15 protein-coding genes are annotated in these 14,134 nt (G+C 58.5%); 5 read left to right on the top strand and 10 right to left on the bottom strand.

Annotated elements, in window-relative coordinates; genetic code table 11:
• Nucleotides 1-89: 89 nt before the first annotated feature.
• Both ribF and murJ read right to left on the bottom strand, forming a co-directional pair.
• Nucleotides 90-1,040, bottom strand: a complete 951-nt coding sequence (gene ribF / locus BLV11_RS13885; RefSeq protein WP_091815604.1) for a bifunctional riboflavin kinase/FAD synthetase — start codon at nt 1,038-1,040, stop codon at nt 90-92.
• A gap of 116 nt (nt 1,041-1,156) precedes the next feature.
• The gene (gene murJ / locus BLV11_RS13880; RefSeq protein ID WP_091815600.1) at nt 1,157-2,740 is read right to left on the bottom strand and encodes a murein biosynthesis integral membrane protein MurJ; all 1,584 of its coding nucleotides are present in this window, start codon (nt 2,738-2,740) and stop codon (nt 1,157-1,159) included.
• 313 nt (nt 2,741-3,053) lie between these two features.
• Here murJ and rpsT point away from each other — a divergent pair, with 313 nt between their 5' ends.
• On the top strand, nt 3,054-3,323 hold the full coding sequence (gene rpsT, locus BLV11_RS13875; RefSeq protein WP_091815598.1) for a 30S ribosomal protein S20: 270 nt from the start codon (nt 3,054-3,056) through the stop codon (nt 3,321-3,323).
• Between the two features lie 85 nt (nt 3,324-3,408).
• On the opposite strand, the gene proB is transcribed toward rpsT, so the two are convergent.
• The 4 genes from proB to rplU all read right to left on the bottom strand — a co-directional run bounded on the left by proB (nt 3,409) and on the right by rplU (nt 6,494).
• Nucleotides 3,409-4,533, bottom strand: coding sequence for a glutamate 5-kinase (gene proB / locus BLV11_RS13870; RefSeq protein ID WP_091815595.1), 1,125 nt, complete (start codon nt 4,531-4,533; stop codon nt 3,409-3,411).
• A gap of 10 nt (nt 4,534-4,543) precedes the next feature.
• A complete protein-coding gene (gene cgtA, locus BLV11_RS13865) occupies nt 4,544-5,746 on the bottom strand; it encodes an Obg family GTPase CgtA (protein WP_091815590.1) in 1,203 nt (400 codons plus the stop codon).
• 139 nt (nt 5,747-5,885) lie between these two features.
• Complete coding sequence (gene rpmA / locus BLV11_RS13860; RefSeq protein ID WP_091815587.1) at nt 5,886-6,146, bottom strand: 50S ribosomal protein L27; 261 nt, start codon at nt 6,144-6,146, stop codon at nt 5,886-5,888.
• A gap of 36 nt (nt 6,147-6,182) precedes the next feature.
• Nucleotides 6,183-6,494 (bottom strand): 50S ribosomal protein L21, encoded by a 312-nt coding sequence (gene rplU, locus BLV11_RS13855; RefSeq protein WP_091815583.1) that lies wholly within the window; start codon nt 6,492-6,494, stop codon nt 6,183-6,185.
• 228 nt (nt 6,495-6,722) lie between these two features.
• On the opposite strand from rplU, the gene ispB reads away from it, so the two are divergent.
• The gene (ispB, locus tag BLV11_RS13850) at nt 6,723-7,691 is read left to right on the top strand and encodes an octaprenyl diphosphate synthase (protein WP_091815578.1); all 969 of its coding nucleotides are present in this window, start codon (nt 6,723-6,725) and stop codon (nt 7,689-7,691) included.
• Between the two features lie 82 nt (nt 7,692-7,773).
• Here the strand turns inward: ispB and BLV11_RS13845 are convergent, their stop codons facing one another.
• On the bottom strand, nt 7,774-8,772 hold the full coding sequence (locus BLV11_RS13845; protein WP_091815575.1) for a glutathione S-transferase family protein: 999 nt from the start codon (nt 8,770-8,772) through the stop codon (nt 7,774-7,776).
• 122 nt (nt 8,773-8,894) lie between these two features.
• On the opposite strand from BLV11_RS13845, the gene BLV11_RS13840 reads away from it, so the two are divergent.
• Both BLV11_RS13840 and BLV11_RS13835 read left to right on the top strand, forming a co-directional pair.
• Nucleotides 8,895-9,806 carry a LysR substrate-binding domain-containing protein gene (locus BLV11_RS13840; RefSeq protein ID WP_091815572.1) on the top strand — a complete coding sequence of 304 codons (912 nt, stop codon included), beginning with the start codon at nt 8,895-8,897 and terminating at the stop codon, nt 9,804-9,806.
• Nucleotides 9,807-9,916: 110 nt separating this feature from the next.
• A complete protein-coding gene (locus tag BLV11_RS13835) occupies nt 9,917-11,446 on the top strand; it encodes a WS/DGAT/MGAT family O-acyltransferase (protein ID WP_091815570.1) in 1,530 nt (509 codons plus the stop codon).
• Nucleotides 11,447-11,476: 30 nt separating this feature from the next.
• On the opposite strand, the gene BLV11_RS13830 is transcribed toward BLV11_RS13835, so the two are convergent.
• Nucleotides 11,477-12,166 (bottom strand): DUF2057 family protein, encoded by a 690-nt coding sequence (locus BLV11_RS13830; protein WP_091815567.1) that lies wholly within the window; start codon nt 12,164-12,166, stop codon nt 11,477-11,479.
• A 257-nt stretch (nt 12,167-12,423) separates the two neighbouring features.
• Here BLV11_RS13830 and BLV11_RS18540 point away from each other — a divergent pair, with 257 nt between their 5' ends.
• On the top strand, nt 12,424-12,627 hold the full coding sequence (locus BLV11_RS18540; protein ID WP_091815565.1) for a DUF6316 family protein: 204 nt from the start codon (nt 12,424-12,426) through the stop codon (nt 12,625-12,627).
• 34 nt (nt 12,628-12,661) lie between these two features.
• On the opposite strand, the gene BLV11_RS13820 is transcribed toward BLV11_RS18540, so the two are convergent.
• The gene (locus tag BLV11_RS13820; protein WP_091815563.1) at nt 12,662-13,186 is read right to left on the bottom strand and encodes a phosphatidylglycerophosphatase A family protein; all 525 of its coding nucleotides are present in this window, start codon (nt 13,184-13,186) and stop codon (nt 12,662-12,664) included.
• Nucleotides 13,186-14,133, bottom strand: a complete 948-nt coding sequence (gene thiL / locus BLV11_RS13815) for a thiamine-phosphate kinase (RefSeq protein WP_091815561.1) — start codon at nt 14,131-14,133, stop codon at nt 13,186-13,188. Before thiL ends, BLV11_RS13820 begins: the two co-directional genes overlap by 1 nt.
• Nucleotide 14,134 lies beyond the last annotated feature (1 nt).

The following is a 14,134-nucleotide window of genomic DNA, read 5'->3' as shown; positions in this document are numbered from 1 at the left end:
ACCTGTGGGTACTTTCAAACGGTTAAGTACAAAACGGCTAAGTACAACGATTAATACTGTGTATTACCGAGTCATCTTCTCGGCCAAATTCAGTGTCCGGCCAGCCACTGACGGGCATCCACCATGTCCTGGGCAATTTGTGCTTTCAGGGCATCGACGGATGAAAACTTTACTTCGTCACGCAGCGGGTGCCGGAATGTCACCCGCAGGCGCTGGCCGTACAGTGTGCCAGCAAAGTCAAACAGGTGCACTTCCAGTGACGGCTGGCGCCCGTCTACCGTGGGCCGCAAGCCGATATTGGCGACACCGTCACACAACCGGCCATCGGGCAGTTCAGCCTGCACCACATAGACGCCTCGCAGGGGTGCCTGGCGTTTCAGGCGAATATTTGCCGTAGGTGCGCCGATCTGCCGCCCTAACTGGCGGCCGTAGATCACCTTGCCCGCAATGGCATAAGGACGCCCCAGCAGGGATTCTGCCCGTGCCAACTGATTGGCCGCCAGGGATTCCCGGACCAGGGTACTGCTGACCCGCTCACCATCCACCGTGATGGTTCGGGTATTCTCGACGGAGAAACTGCACTCCTGACCTACCCGCTGCAACAGCTCAAAATCTCCGGCACGGTCGCAGCCAAAGCGGAAATCATCGCCAACCACCAGATGGCGAACACCAAGCCCCTGGATCAGCAGATCGTTAATGAACCCCATGGCGGAGTAACTGCGGAATTGCTCATCAAAACGCAGGCACAGTACCGTATCGATACCGGCGTCCAGCAGCAGGCGGTATTTTTCGCGGAAATCGCTCAATCTCGGGGGAGCGTCGTTACCCTGAAAAAACTCTCGGGGCTGTGGCTCGAACACAATCGCCACACCTGGCAGTTTCAGCTCCCTGGCCTTGTCGCACACCTGATTGATAATTGCCCGGTGCCCGACATGAACACCGTCAAAGTTACCGATCGTTGCCACACACCCGCTGGCCAGCGGAGACGTTCCCTGCCGAGACAACGATTGCAGGTTGGCCAGCCCTCGAATCAGCCGCATGTAATGCGCACCCCTGTTTCTTTTTTCTTCCGCCCACGTCTCCTCGCAGGGATACGCAGCGGTTACTGACAACCCAGCGGACCAAGCCCGCTGGCGAGAAAACGAGCGATTATAACCTACCTCTGGCGAAAATGTCTTACCCGCACGCCAACCGCCGCCAGGGCAACAAAGTAGCAGCCAAGCCCAGCACCAACCAGCACCGCCATATCAGATGCCCGCTGCAACCCCGGCATCGCCAGCCAGGCGTCAGTTGGCTGACCGAGCCAGAGAATGACACCCGCCAGCGCGCCATTGGCAACCGCCAGCTGCAACAGGAATCTTCCCCACCCCGGCTGCCCTTTCCAGGCACCGTCTTTCTTCAGCCCCCGCCATAGCAACAGGGCATTCAGCCAGGCGGATAACGACGTCGCCAACGCCAACCCGACATGGGCAAGCGGCCAGATCAGCGCAAGGTTGAAGGCCATATTGGCAACCATGGCAATCACCCCGATTTTAACCGGCGTTCGGGTATCCTGGCGGGCAAAGAAACCTGGCGCCAGCACCTTGATCAGCATGAACGCCAACAACCCCAGCGAGTACGCGCGCAGGCTGCCACCCGCCATGACGACGTCACGATCGGTAACCTCTCCGTAATGGAACAGGGTGGCAATCAACGGATCGGCCAGCAGCGCCAACGCCAACGCCGCCGGCACACCGATCAGCAACACCCCCCGCACAGCCCAGTCCAGAGTCTGCGCGAACTGATCCGGCGAATCCGCCGCGTGCTTACGGGAAAGGCTGGGCAGGATCACCGTCGCAATCGCTATGCCGAAGACCCCCAGCGGCAACTCTGACAAGCGGTCCGAGTAATACAGCCAGGACACCGAACCGGTCTGCAACAGGGAGGCGAGAATCGTATCCAGCAGCAGATTGATCTGACTGACAGATACCCCAAACAGCGCGGGCGCCATCAACTTCAGCACCCGGCGAACGCCCTCGTGCCGATAGTCCACCCGCGGCCGCGGCAGCAACCCCAGACGCATCAGGAACGGCAGCTGGAAAAACAGCTGCAGAGCCCCGGCAATGAATACCCCCCAGGCCAGTGCCAGCACCGGCGTTTCCATGACCGGCGACAGGAAGATTGCGGCGCAAATCATTGCCAGGTTCAGCAACACCGGCGTAAAGGCCGGAATCGCGAAGCGATCGTAGCTGTTGAGTATGGCGCCGGCAAAGGCCGTCAGGGAGATCAGCAACAGGTATGGAAAGGTGATCCGCAGCATGCTGCTGGCCAGATCAAACTTGGCCGGCTCATCCAGGAATCCGGGGGCGAACACCGCGGTCAGCAGGGGCGCCCCCAGCACCGAAGCGAGCGTCACACCCAACAGCACCAGCCCCAGCGTTCCAGACACCGCATTGACGAGACGACGAACCTCGCTGATGGAACCGGTTTCCCGGTATGACGACAGCACCGGTACAAACGCTTGGGAAAAGGCGCCTTCAGCAAACAGGCGACGGAGGAAGTTGGGGATTTTGAAGGCAACGAAGAAGGCATCGGCCCCCGCACCGGCACCAAAATAGCGAGCAATGACCATATCCCTGACCAACCCGAGAACCCGGGACAACATGGTCATGACGCCAACGACAGCAGAGGAACGGAGCAGGCCCGGAGCTTTCGGAGCCGCCGAGGGCGGAGTTTTTGGTTGCGGTGCGTCAGCACTCATAAAGATGGAGGCCCGTAACAGTCAAAGATCAGCCAGCGCCTGAGATTCAGGAACCCACAGCGTTGGAAAACCAACGTCTCGGAAATCCACAAGGAACCCCCGGACAGGGCCCACAAGCGCCCGGCTAGAGCGAGCGGCGAGTTTATCACAGAGACCTGTCAATACGGCACGAATTCAGCAACAGCCTTGACTTTTTGCGGCAGTGGCGGCATAGTTCCGCGTCATTTATTTCGACGCGCTGGTGGTTTGGCGCGCACGCGATTTCACACAGATCGTTATCAGCAACGAACAGCAGATTTTCAGGAGTTACACGGTGGCAAATTCCCCACAAGCCAAGAAGCGCGCACGTCAGAACGAGAAGAACCGCAAGCACAACACCAGCCTGCGTTCCATGGCGCGCACTTACCTCAAGAAAGTAAACGCCCAGATCGAAGCCGGCAGCTACGAGGGTGCACAGGAAGCCCTGCAGAAGGCCCAGCCGATCATCGACAGCATGGTCAACAAGGGCATCTTCGCCAAGAACAAGGTTGCTCGCCACAAGAGCCGCCTGAACGCCAAGATCAAGGCCCTGAAAAGCGCCTAATCTTAGCGGACATAAAAAAACCGGCAGAAGCCGGTTTTTTTATGTCTGGAAAAACCCCGGGCGAGCAAACCCGGACAACGCCAGCTCAGACAATGACCATATTGTCCCGATGAATCATCTCTTCATCTGAAATATAACCAAGCACCTCAACAATGCGATCGCTGGAACGCCCAGCAATGGCCGTCGCCTCATCGGCATCGTAGTTCACCAGCCCCCGGGCAACCTCCCGCCCCGCCTCATCGACACAGGACACCATCTCGCCGCGGCGGAACCGGCCACTCACCCCTTTCACGCCAACCGGCAGCAGGCTACGCCCTCCCCGGCACAGCACCTTGACCGCCCCCGCATCCAGCACCAACTGACCACGGGTCTTGAGATGACTTGCCAGCCACTGCTTACGGGCCGCAATCCGCCCCTGCTCCGGCAGCAACAGGGTCCCCAGCACCTCACCCTGCACCAAACGATTCACCACGCGCTCAATTCGACCACCAACAATGACCGTAAACGCGCCAGAACGGGCCGCCAGACGGGCCGCACGAACCTTGGTCTGCATACCACCACGACCCAAAGCACCAGCGCCACCCGCCGCCATGGCGTCGAGCTCCGGGTCCCCGGCCTTGCGCTCAATCACCATTTCAGCATCCGGATTCTTGCGCGGATCCTTGTCAAACAACCCCAGCTGGTCTGTGAGAATGATCAGACCATCCGCCTCGATCAGATTGGCAACCAACGCTCCCAGGGTATCGTTATCCCCAAAACGGATCTCATCCGTAACGACCGTATCATTCTCGTTAACAATCGGGATAACGCCAAAATCCAGCAACGCCCGCAGCGTGCTGCGAGCGTTGAGATAACGCTTGCGATCAGACAGGTCATCATGAGTCAGCAGAATCTGGGCAGCATGACGATCATGGCGGCGGAACTGATCCTGCCAGGTTTGCACCAACCCCATCTGACCAACCGCTGCCGCCGCCTGTAATTCATGCAACTGTTCCGGGCGACTTGCCCAACCCAGACGACTCATACCTTCGGCAACCGATCCCGAAGACACCACCACAACCTCGACGCCGTCAGCGATAAGCGCCGCAATCTGATCAACCCAGTGACCAAGACCTGCCACATCAAGTCCGCGACCATCATTCGTCAACAGAGCACTGCCGATCTTGACGACCAGTCGGCGAGCCCGGGACAGCTGGGAACGTTCACTCATGGGATTTCATTTACTCCGGTGCATACACCACTTCGACGCCGTAATCATCATCGTCGTCGAAATCGTCATCGTCATCATCGTTGTTCTCACGCGCCGCCCGGCGGGCAGCACGATCCGCCTCGATCCTTGCGCGCGCCTCTTCATCCATCCGCACCCGGCGTTCACGCTCCAGCTCAGCCGCTTCCGGATTCTGAGCTTCTTCTTCGGCCCGCAACTCAATCCAGCGCATAACAGCCTGCACCAACGGCCGGGTACCTTCGCCACTCAGCGCCGAAACCCGGAACACCGGCCCGGTCCAGTTGAGCTCATCAATAATCGCCTGACAATGAGCCTCGCGCTCATCCTCCGACACCATATCGACCTTATTCAGAACCAGCCAGCGATCCCGGCCAGCCAGCGTCTCACTGAACTTTTCCAGCTCGTGGGCAATCGCCCTGACATTGTCCGCCGGCGAAGAACCATCGTAAGGCGCCACATCCACCAGATGCAGCAACAAACGGGTACGCACCAGATGCTTGAGGAAACGAATACCCAGACCCGCCCCCTCTGCGGCACCCTCAATCAACCCGGGAATATCCGCTATCACAAAGCTCTGATGCGCCTGCACGCTGACCACACCCAGGTTTGGAACCAGCGTGGTGAACGGGTAGTTGGCAACCTTCGGCTTTGCCGCCGACACCGCACGAATAAAGGTAGATTTTCCCGCATTAGGCAACCCCAGCAACCCAACATCGGCCAACACTTTCAGCTCCAGTCGCAGGTTACGCGCCTCACCCTCAGAACCGGGCGAGGTCTGACGCGGCGCCCGGTTCACCGATGACTTGAAGCGGGTATTGCCGAGCCCATGAAACCCACCCTGGGCCACCTTGAGCTTTTGACCTTCACTGGTCAGATCCCCCAGCACCTCATCGGTATCCATATCGACCACAGTGGTACCTACGGGAACCGGCAGCACCAGATCTTCACCCTTGCTTCCCGAACAGTTCCGGCCCGCACCAGGCTCGCCATTCTGAGCCCGAAATTTACGCTGAAACCGGTAATCAATCAGGGTGTTCAGCGAACTGTCGGCCTGCAAATACACGGAACCGCCATCGCCGCCGTCACCACCATCCGGGCCGCCCTTGGGGACGTACTTCTCACGCCGAAAACTCAGACAACCATGCCCGCCCTTGCCGGCTTCCACAATAATGGTGGCTTCATCTACAAATTTCATCGGTTAACCCTTTGCGCTATGGCGCATAAACTAAAAAGCCCCGCAGCCTCTGAGAAGCATTGCGGGGCTCCGGATTGCTCTGATGATCAGATCTTATCAGAGCAATCCATGGTTCTACAGAACCTGAGATCGCCGCGGCTTAGGCCGCCGGAACGATGCTCACAAACTTGCGGTTCTGAGGACCTTTGACTTCGAACTTGACCTGACCGTCTGCTTTCGCAAACAGAGTGTGGTCTTTGCCCAGGCCAACGTTGCTACCAGCGTGGAAACGGGTGCCGCGCTGACGAACGATGATGCTGCCTGCAGAAACAGTTTCACCACCGAAGCGCTTGACACCAAGTCGTTTAGACTCGGAATCGCGACCGTTACGGGTACTACCTGCTGCCTTTTTATGAGCCATTGCTAGCCTCCTTTTACTGGGACCTGTCTAAGAGCCTTAGCCCTTGATGCCCGTGATCTTGACTTCAGTAAACCACTGACGGTGGCCCTGACGCTTCATGTGATGCTTACGACGACGGAACTTGATGATCTGAACCTTGTCGTGACGACCATGGCTAACCACCTCGGCAGTCACCTTGGCACCTTCAACTACCGGCGCACCAACCTGGATCTTGTCGCCGTCGGCAACCAGCAGGACGCGATCAAACTCAACGTTGCCACCGGTTTCCACTTCCAGCTTTTCCAGCTTGAGAGTTTCGCCTTCTTTCACGCGGTGCTGCTTGCCACCGCTAACAATTACTGCGTACATGGATGATCTCCGCTATGGACCCATCCCTGCTCTTATCCACCTGGTTCTAAGGGAAGCGCTTTGGCAACCCTATAGCAGGGAGCGCAGGTTGGGATGAGTTGGGGCGCGAATTGTACGAAAACCGCCCATGCTTTACAAGGGTGATTCGCTCTCATATTGACACTCACTGCGCCAGTACCTAGCATGGCCGCGTCCCGCCTTACTTTTCAACAGACCGGAACCGCCCGCATGACAGCGCAGCGCATTTACGATACCGTCGCGGAAGACTTTAGCCGCGTCAATGACCTGATTATCCGTCGACTCTCATCCGATGTCCCGCTGGTCGAGAAAATCGCCCACTACATCATTGAAAGTGGCGGCAAACGCCTGCGCCCACTGCTGGTTCTCCTTAGCGCCAAAGCCTTGGGGCATGATCGTGACGAGCACCTGAAGCTGGCCGCAGTGATTGAATTCCTGCACACCGCCACCTTGCTGCACGACGATGTCGTCGACACATCGGACCTTCGGCGCGGCCGCTCCACCGCCAACGCCAAGTGGGGCAATGCGCCAAGCGTGCTGGTAGGTGATTTCCTCTATGCCCGCGCCTTTGAGATGATGGTTGAGCTGAAAAGCCTTGCAATCATGGAGGTCCTGTCTCACGCCACCGCCGTCATCGCTCAGGGCGAAGTTCTGCAATTGATGAACGTCCGCAACCCCGATGTCAGCGAAGCACAGTATATGGAGGTCATCCACAACAAGACCGCCAAGCTGTTTGAAGCGGCCTCCCATTCCGGCGCCCTGCTGTCCGGCGCCACTCCGACCCAGGAAACCGCGCTGCGGGACTATGGCAAGCACTTGGGCATGGCTTTCCAGCTGGTGGACGATGTTCTGGACTATCGCGGCGATGCAGAAACCATGGGCAAGAACGTCGGCGACGATCTCGCAGAGGGTAAGCCGACGTTGCCCCTGATTCACGCCATGGCCAACAGCAGCGACAGTGAAAGCACCCTGATTCGTCAAGCCATCCGTAAAGGGGGGCTCGACCAGCTCAGTGAAATTCTGGCGATTGTTGATCGCTCCGGCGCCCTTGAGTACACCATGGCAAAAGCCAGAGAAGAAGCTGGCAAGGCAAGGGCTTGCCTGGCCTGCCTTGAGGCCTCACCTGCAAGAGAAGCCCTGGAATTGCTGACCGAAGTAGCCGTCGCCCGGGTTAACTGACCGGCACGCCTTCCCCAAAAGCGACCAGCCAGACCGGTTTTCCGGCTGGCTGAGCCTCCCTTTTATCCAGACTGCCCGACACTCAGACCAGATCCGGCCCCAGCTTCCCGCGGCCATGCTCCCCCGAGAAATCCAGTTCAGGCCCCAGTGGCACGACCCGGGTCGGATTGATGCTGCGCTGACTGACGTAGTAATGACGCTTGATCTGTTCGAAATCGACCGTCTCGGCCACCCCCGGCACCTGGTAGAGGTCTTTCAGGTAGGCCGATAAGTGAGGGTAATCGCGGATCTGGCGCAGGTTGCACTTGAAATGGCCATAGTAAACCGCATCGAACCGGATCAGCGTGGTAAACAGTCGCCAGTCGGCTTCCGTCAGCCGATTGCCCGCAAGGTAACGCTGACCGGACAGTCGCTGATCCAGCCAGTCCAGCCCGGAAAACACTTCCGAACAGGCCTGTTCATAGACTTCCTGAGAGGTCGCAAAGCCGGTTCGATAGACCCCGTTATTGACGGCGTGATAGACCCGTTCATTGACAGCCGAGACCTCCGCCCGCAGGGCTTCGGGGTAAAAATCCCGGTCGCTACGAACCCCGTCCAGGCCATCAAACGCCGAATTCAGCATACGGATAATGTCTGCAGATTCATTATTGACGATGGTCTGGGCCTGCTTGTCCCACAGCACCGGCACGGTCACGCGGCCGGTATAGACTGAGTTTACGCGGGTGTATAGCTGATGAAGGTAGCGCAATCCGTAGAGATGGTCACAATGATCATCGCTGTCCGGAGCAAACTGCCATCCATCTTCCAACATGTCGGGATGGACCACAGACACCGAGATGTGTTGCTCCAGGCCTTTGAGTTTACGCAGAATCAGTGTGCGGTGAGCCCAGGGACAGGCCATGGAGACATACAGATGGTATCGCCCGGATTCTGCCTTGAAACCAGCCTCGCCATTATCCCCGGCGGAACCGTCCACGGTAATCCAGTGACGATAGCTGGACGCTTCCCGCTCAAACTTTCCGCCACTTTTCGCCGTATCGTACCAACGGTCGTACCAGCGACCCTCCACCAACAAGCCCATAGCGGCCCTCCCCTTGTAGAACTGATTTTGACGATTCACCGTTTAGTGGAAGACAGGATAACCAGCTCCCTGATACCCTCACAAACAATCAATTTTGGCCAATTTATTCAGATAAACTGAACATGCACAGCGAGATCACCATTGACGCCCTCAAAGTTCTGGACGCCATTGATCGCAAAGGCAGCTTTGCGGGCGCGGCGAACGAACTGTTCCGGGTACCTTCCGCCATCAGCTACACCGTCCAGAAGCTGGAGGAAGACCTGAATGTGAGCATTTTCGACCGCAGCGGCCATCGCGCAACCCTGACGCCAGCCGGCCGTTACCTGCTGGAAGAAGGGCGCAGCCTGCTGGAAGCCGCTCAAACGCTCGCTCACACCACCCGCCAAGTGGCCCAAGGCTGGGAGACCCGGCTTAAAATTGCGGTCAACTCGCTGATCCCGCTGCAGGCGCTGTTCCCCGCCATCAGAGCTTTTCACGACCTGGGAGTTCCGGTTGACGTACAGTTGATTGAGGAAGTGTTTGCGGGCACCTGGGATGCCTTGCAGAGTCGGCGCGCGGATCTCGCCATTGGCGCCGACCATTTCAGCAAGCCTGCCGGCAATTTCACCACCTGCAAGCTTGGGGACATGCCATTTGTCTATGCCGTGGCACCAGACCACCCACTGACCAGAGCCTCCCAGCCGCTGACCGAAGACGACATCCAGCAGTACCCCGCAGCGGTTGCTGCCGACACCTCACGCCGCCTGCCTCCCGGAACCGCAGGGATCTTCCGCCGTCAGCGCACACTGACTGTCTCCAACCTGGATCAGAAGATCGCCGTCCAGGAAGCCGGGCTCGGGGTGGGCTGGCTACCAACGGCGAGGATTCGCCCCCAACTGGCCGACGGCCGATTGGTGGCACTGGAAGTCAAAGACACCCGCCAGAACGTCGAACTTTACCTCGCCCGTCACAGTGACGACCGTGGCAAGGCGCTGATGTGGTTCTGGGATCGGCTGGGGGTCGATGAAACCCTGAGTGATCACATCGTCGGCTAAGACCTCACCGGGTGTCGCAAACAACCCGCAAAAGGGGGCGACTGAGCCAACCGGTGCCCCCTGGCACCGGTTTATAATGCAGCACAAACAACGCTTACAGGAGCCATCTGATGAGGCAGCTATCGGAGCTGGACGCTTCGTTTCTCTATCTCGAGTCTGACACTGCGCCCATGCACATTGGCGGCGTCTATCTATTTGACGCCAGGGACCGGGACGAACCGCTCGCCTTCAGTACCTTCGTGGCTTATCTTCGCAGCCGTCTCCATGTCGTCCCCCTGTTCCGGCAAAAATTACGCGAAATCCCGCTTCGCCTTGGTCTGCCTTACTGGGTGGACGATCCCGACTTCAGCCTTGAGCGACACCTTGCCTACGTCAACCTGAGCCAGCAAGGTGAAATGGAGAACCTTCGGGAACTGGCGGCGGGCATTCTGGAAAAGCCGCTGCAACGGGACCGCCCCCTGTGGCACATTACGTTCGTCGATGGCTTCCGCTACGACAAGAACGACCCGGAAAGCGCCGGCTTTGCCCTGATCGTCAAACTTCATCACGCCGCCATTGATGCTTTCAGCGGTGAAGAAATCATTGGCAAGCTGCTGGAATACAGTCCCGAACCCAGCCCGATCTCCGCCCCCCTGCCCTGGGAGCCGCGCCCCGAACCGTCCGAGGAACGGGTTTACCTGCAGACCGGCCTCAACCTGGTGCGCAAGCCCTTCCAGATTGCCAATCTGACGATAAACGCCATGGAGGCGACCGCACGGGGGCTGATTCAGAAACAGCTGCACAAGCTGCCACTGCCATTCCCGCTGTTCACCGCTCCGCACAGCCCGTTTAACCGGCAAATCACTGCGAACCGCCGGATTATCTCTACCACACTCTCGCTGGCGCGCCTGAAAGCCATCAAGGCCAGCCTGGGCGACGTTACGCTCAACGATGTGGTGCTTGGCCTTTGTGCTGAAACACTGCGTCGCTACATGGAAAACTGTGATGCCGACGTCAGCCGCTCACTGGTTGCCATGACCCCCATCTCCGTGCGATCCAAAAGCCTGCGTCGCTCCACCGGCAACCAAATGTCTGCCATGCTGCTTGATCTGGCAACGGATGAGGAAAACCCGGCCCGACGCATCCAGAAAATCCACTGGAACGCCGTCGCCTCGGAACCCTACCAGGAAGCCATCGCCGCAGACCGGCTAACCGAACTGCTGCCCACCAACATGCTAGCGTTGTCGGCGCGTTTGTATTCTGAACTGCAGATCGCCCAGCGTTATCATCCGGTGTTCAATGTGCCCATCACTAACGTGCCAGGCCCTCAGGTTCCGTTGTATCTGCAGGGCGCCCAGCTGAAATCCCAGTACAACACCGCACCACTGTTTGACAGCATGGGCCTGGTCGTCGTCGCCGTTAGCTACCAGGGATCGCTGACCGTCAACTTTACCTTGTGTCCGGATGTGGTGCCCGGCGGGGAATCACTGGCGTCACTGCTGCAGGACAGCCTGACCAGCATCGAGCTGGCAGCGACCGAGCTGCCAGCGGACACTGCGCTGTCTGAGAGACACGGCACACCACAGCCGACGCTGACCGAAGATGCACTGACATTGCTTGAAGGGGTACTGAAAAAGACTGTCCAACGATTCAGGGGCTGAGCAGCCCCCGAATCCTGGTGATTTATCGTCTTACTGGAAAGCCCAGCGCAGGAACTCCCGCTTTTCATCGGCGTTAGCCCGTTCCCAGAGAACTTTAAGGCCATCCAGCGCGTTCAGGTCCCCGGCCGGGGCAACCGGCACCGCGGGGCTCGTTGCCACCACTCCGGCAGTTGTCACAGCCGGGGTCGGTGCGGCGACCGGCTCACGATAGGCCTCAGACGACGCAACTACGCGGCCACTCCGGTCCACCAGTTGGGCACGGAAATTGGCCATCATGGCTTCCGCCTCCCGTTGATTCTGAGGCTCTGGCAGGCTGAAACGATATTCCTCGCCAGCGCGGGCATCGACCACAAACTGCTGACGGCCCGACTCCACCACATTGACCTTGGATTCGCCCCGCTCGACCACCGTGGCCTTACCCCAGATGGTCTTGTACTGGAAGACAACGACGTTCTGGCCAGGCAACAGCTCATAGTCCAGCGCAAGGTCGTCCATCAGATAATTGCCAACCTCATTACCGTTAACCTCAATCACCTCAATCTGACCAGGCGCCTTGAGAATTGCCAGCTGTGACTCATCCACCGCGCTGCCATCCCACGTCTGGATGCGCTTGAACGAACTGCTGCAGCCTGCCGCGGTCGCGACAACAACGGCCAGAAAGACCATGACAAGCCCACGAACGCCGTTCGGCAAAAAACCGAAACTATTCCTTTGATGCATTTGAAGCCTCTGTAATGTAAGTCAAAAGAGCCAGTAACTGAGCCCGCATTCTGACGACCGGCGGGCGCCAGCGCAAGGCTGAGGCCATGGATAACCAGAGGGGTCAAATCAGCGCTGCGGGGAACGAAAGTAACGAAACGCAAAAAATGTTTTAAATTATGTAAAATTGATTTAATTTTAACCAGGTCGGCTAACAGAATTTCATACCGCCCAACTGATCAAAAATAATAATTACCAGGTTGGGCACAGGAGGCCTCATGGATATTCAACACCGGGATGGGGAGAACGGAACGGTACCGTTTCGAAGCAGTCGTTTTTTCTGTGTGGGAAGCAAGTGGTACTTCACCACTCGCGAAGGCTTTGACAGCGGGCCTTTTGCCTCCCGTCAAAGAGCGGAAACAGGGCTGAAACGGTTTCTCAGTGTTGTCCGCCTTCTCCCGGCAGAACCACAGCTGCACTAGCCAGAGCGGGCAGGGATCACCCTTGCCCGGACAGCTACAGCCAGCCAGCCGGCAACCATAAGGTTGCCAGGTAGTAAACCCCTAGTGCCATAAATCCGGCCACCACGTCATCAAACATGATCCCCAGTCCGCCAGGCATATGGCGATCAAACCAGCTGATCGGCCAGGGTTTAACGACATCGAACAAGCGGAAGAGCACAAACGCGAATATCACTCCGGTCAGCCCGAAAGCCGGCTGCAACAAGCCCAGCGCAATCCACATGCCGACAAACTCGTCCCAGACAATGCCTCCGTGGTCATGCACGCCAAGGTCATCTGCAGTCCGGCCACACAGCCATATTCCGACCACAAACGCGAACGCGACAACCACCCAGTAGGCCCATGGCGGCAGCCAGAAAAACAACAGCCAGACCGGAATCGCCGCCAGGCTACCCCACGTCCCCGGGGCAACCCGGGCAGCACCACTTCCAAATCCGAATGCCAGCAGATGGACAGGGTTCTTCAGAAACCCCGCGGGCAATGGCTGTTTCCCCGCCCCCGGATGCTCACTTGCAGTCATCAAACGTCTCCAAAATGATCAAAACCCGTGGCGCCCTGTACATCATCGCCGTTAATAATCACCAGCCCCTGCTCAGTGGTTACCGATCCGACCACCGTCAACTGCTCGCGAACGTCATCCGCTAAGGCCCGCCAACGATGCTCTGGAATGGTGACCGCCAACTCATAGTCATCACCCGCAGTCACCGCAGCCCGGAGTCTGCCGTGATCAGACAGTCGGCACAACGCTTCCGACAGGGGGACAAGAGCCCCATCGATGCGAGCCCCCACACCAGATGCCTGAAGAATATGACCCAGGTCGGCCAGCAGCCCATCAGACACATCAATCGCGGCCGAGGCAAAACCGCGCAGGCGCCGCCCAAGTTCCAGGCGAGGCATCGGAAAATGATAACGCTTCAGTACCGCCGCCGCGTCCGCAGACGGATCCGGATCATCCAGATAAGTCAGGGCCAGCCCTGCGTCCCCCACGGTACCGGACACACAGACCAAGTCCCCGGCCTGGGCACCGGAGCGCAACAGCGCAGTGCCCGCTGGCACCGTGCCATGTACCTGAAGCGAGAGCGTCAGCGGCCCGCGGGTGGTATCCCCTCCGGCCAGCACAATACCGAAGACCCCTGCGGCGGAACCGAGCCCGCGGGCAAAGGCTTCCAACCACTCTCGCCTTGCTTCCGGCAGAGTCAGGGCAAGGGTAAAGCAGCGCGGGTCTGCCCCCATGGCGGCAAGGTCACTGACAGCCACCGCCAGCGCACGCCAGCCCAGCTTTTCAGCATCGTAATGGTGGGGAAAATGAATACCCTCGACAAGGGTATCGATGGAAAAAACCAGATCCTGCCCCGGGGGCACACGTTGGATGGCGCAGTCATCGCCTGGTCCTAACAACAATGCCGCTGAACCGGATTGCCCGGCCAGCGGCATGAAGATCTGACGAATCAGCTCAAATTCACCCATC

The sequence above is a fragment of the Marinobacter mobilis genome, assembly GCF_900106945.1.
In the GTDB taxonomy this organism is placed as follows: domain Bacteria; phylum Pseudomonadota; class Gammaproteobacteria; order Pseudomonadales; family Oleiphilaceae; genus Marinobacter; species Marinobacter mobilis.
This window is presented reverse-complemented; position numbering and strand designations above follow the sequence as displayed.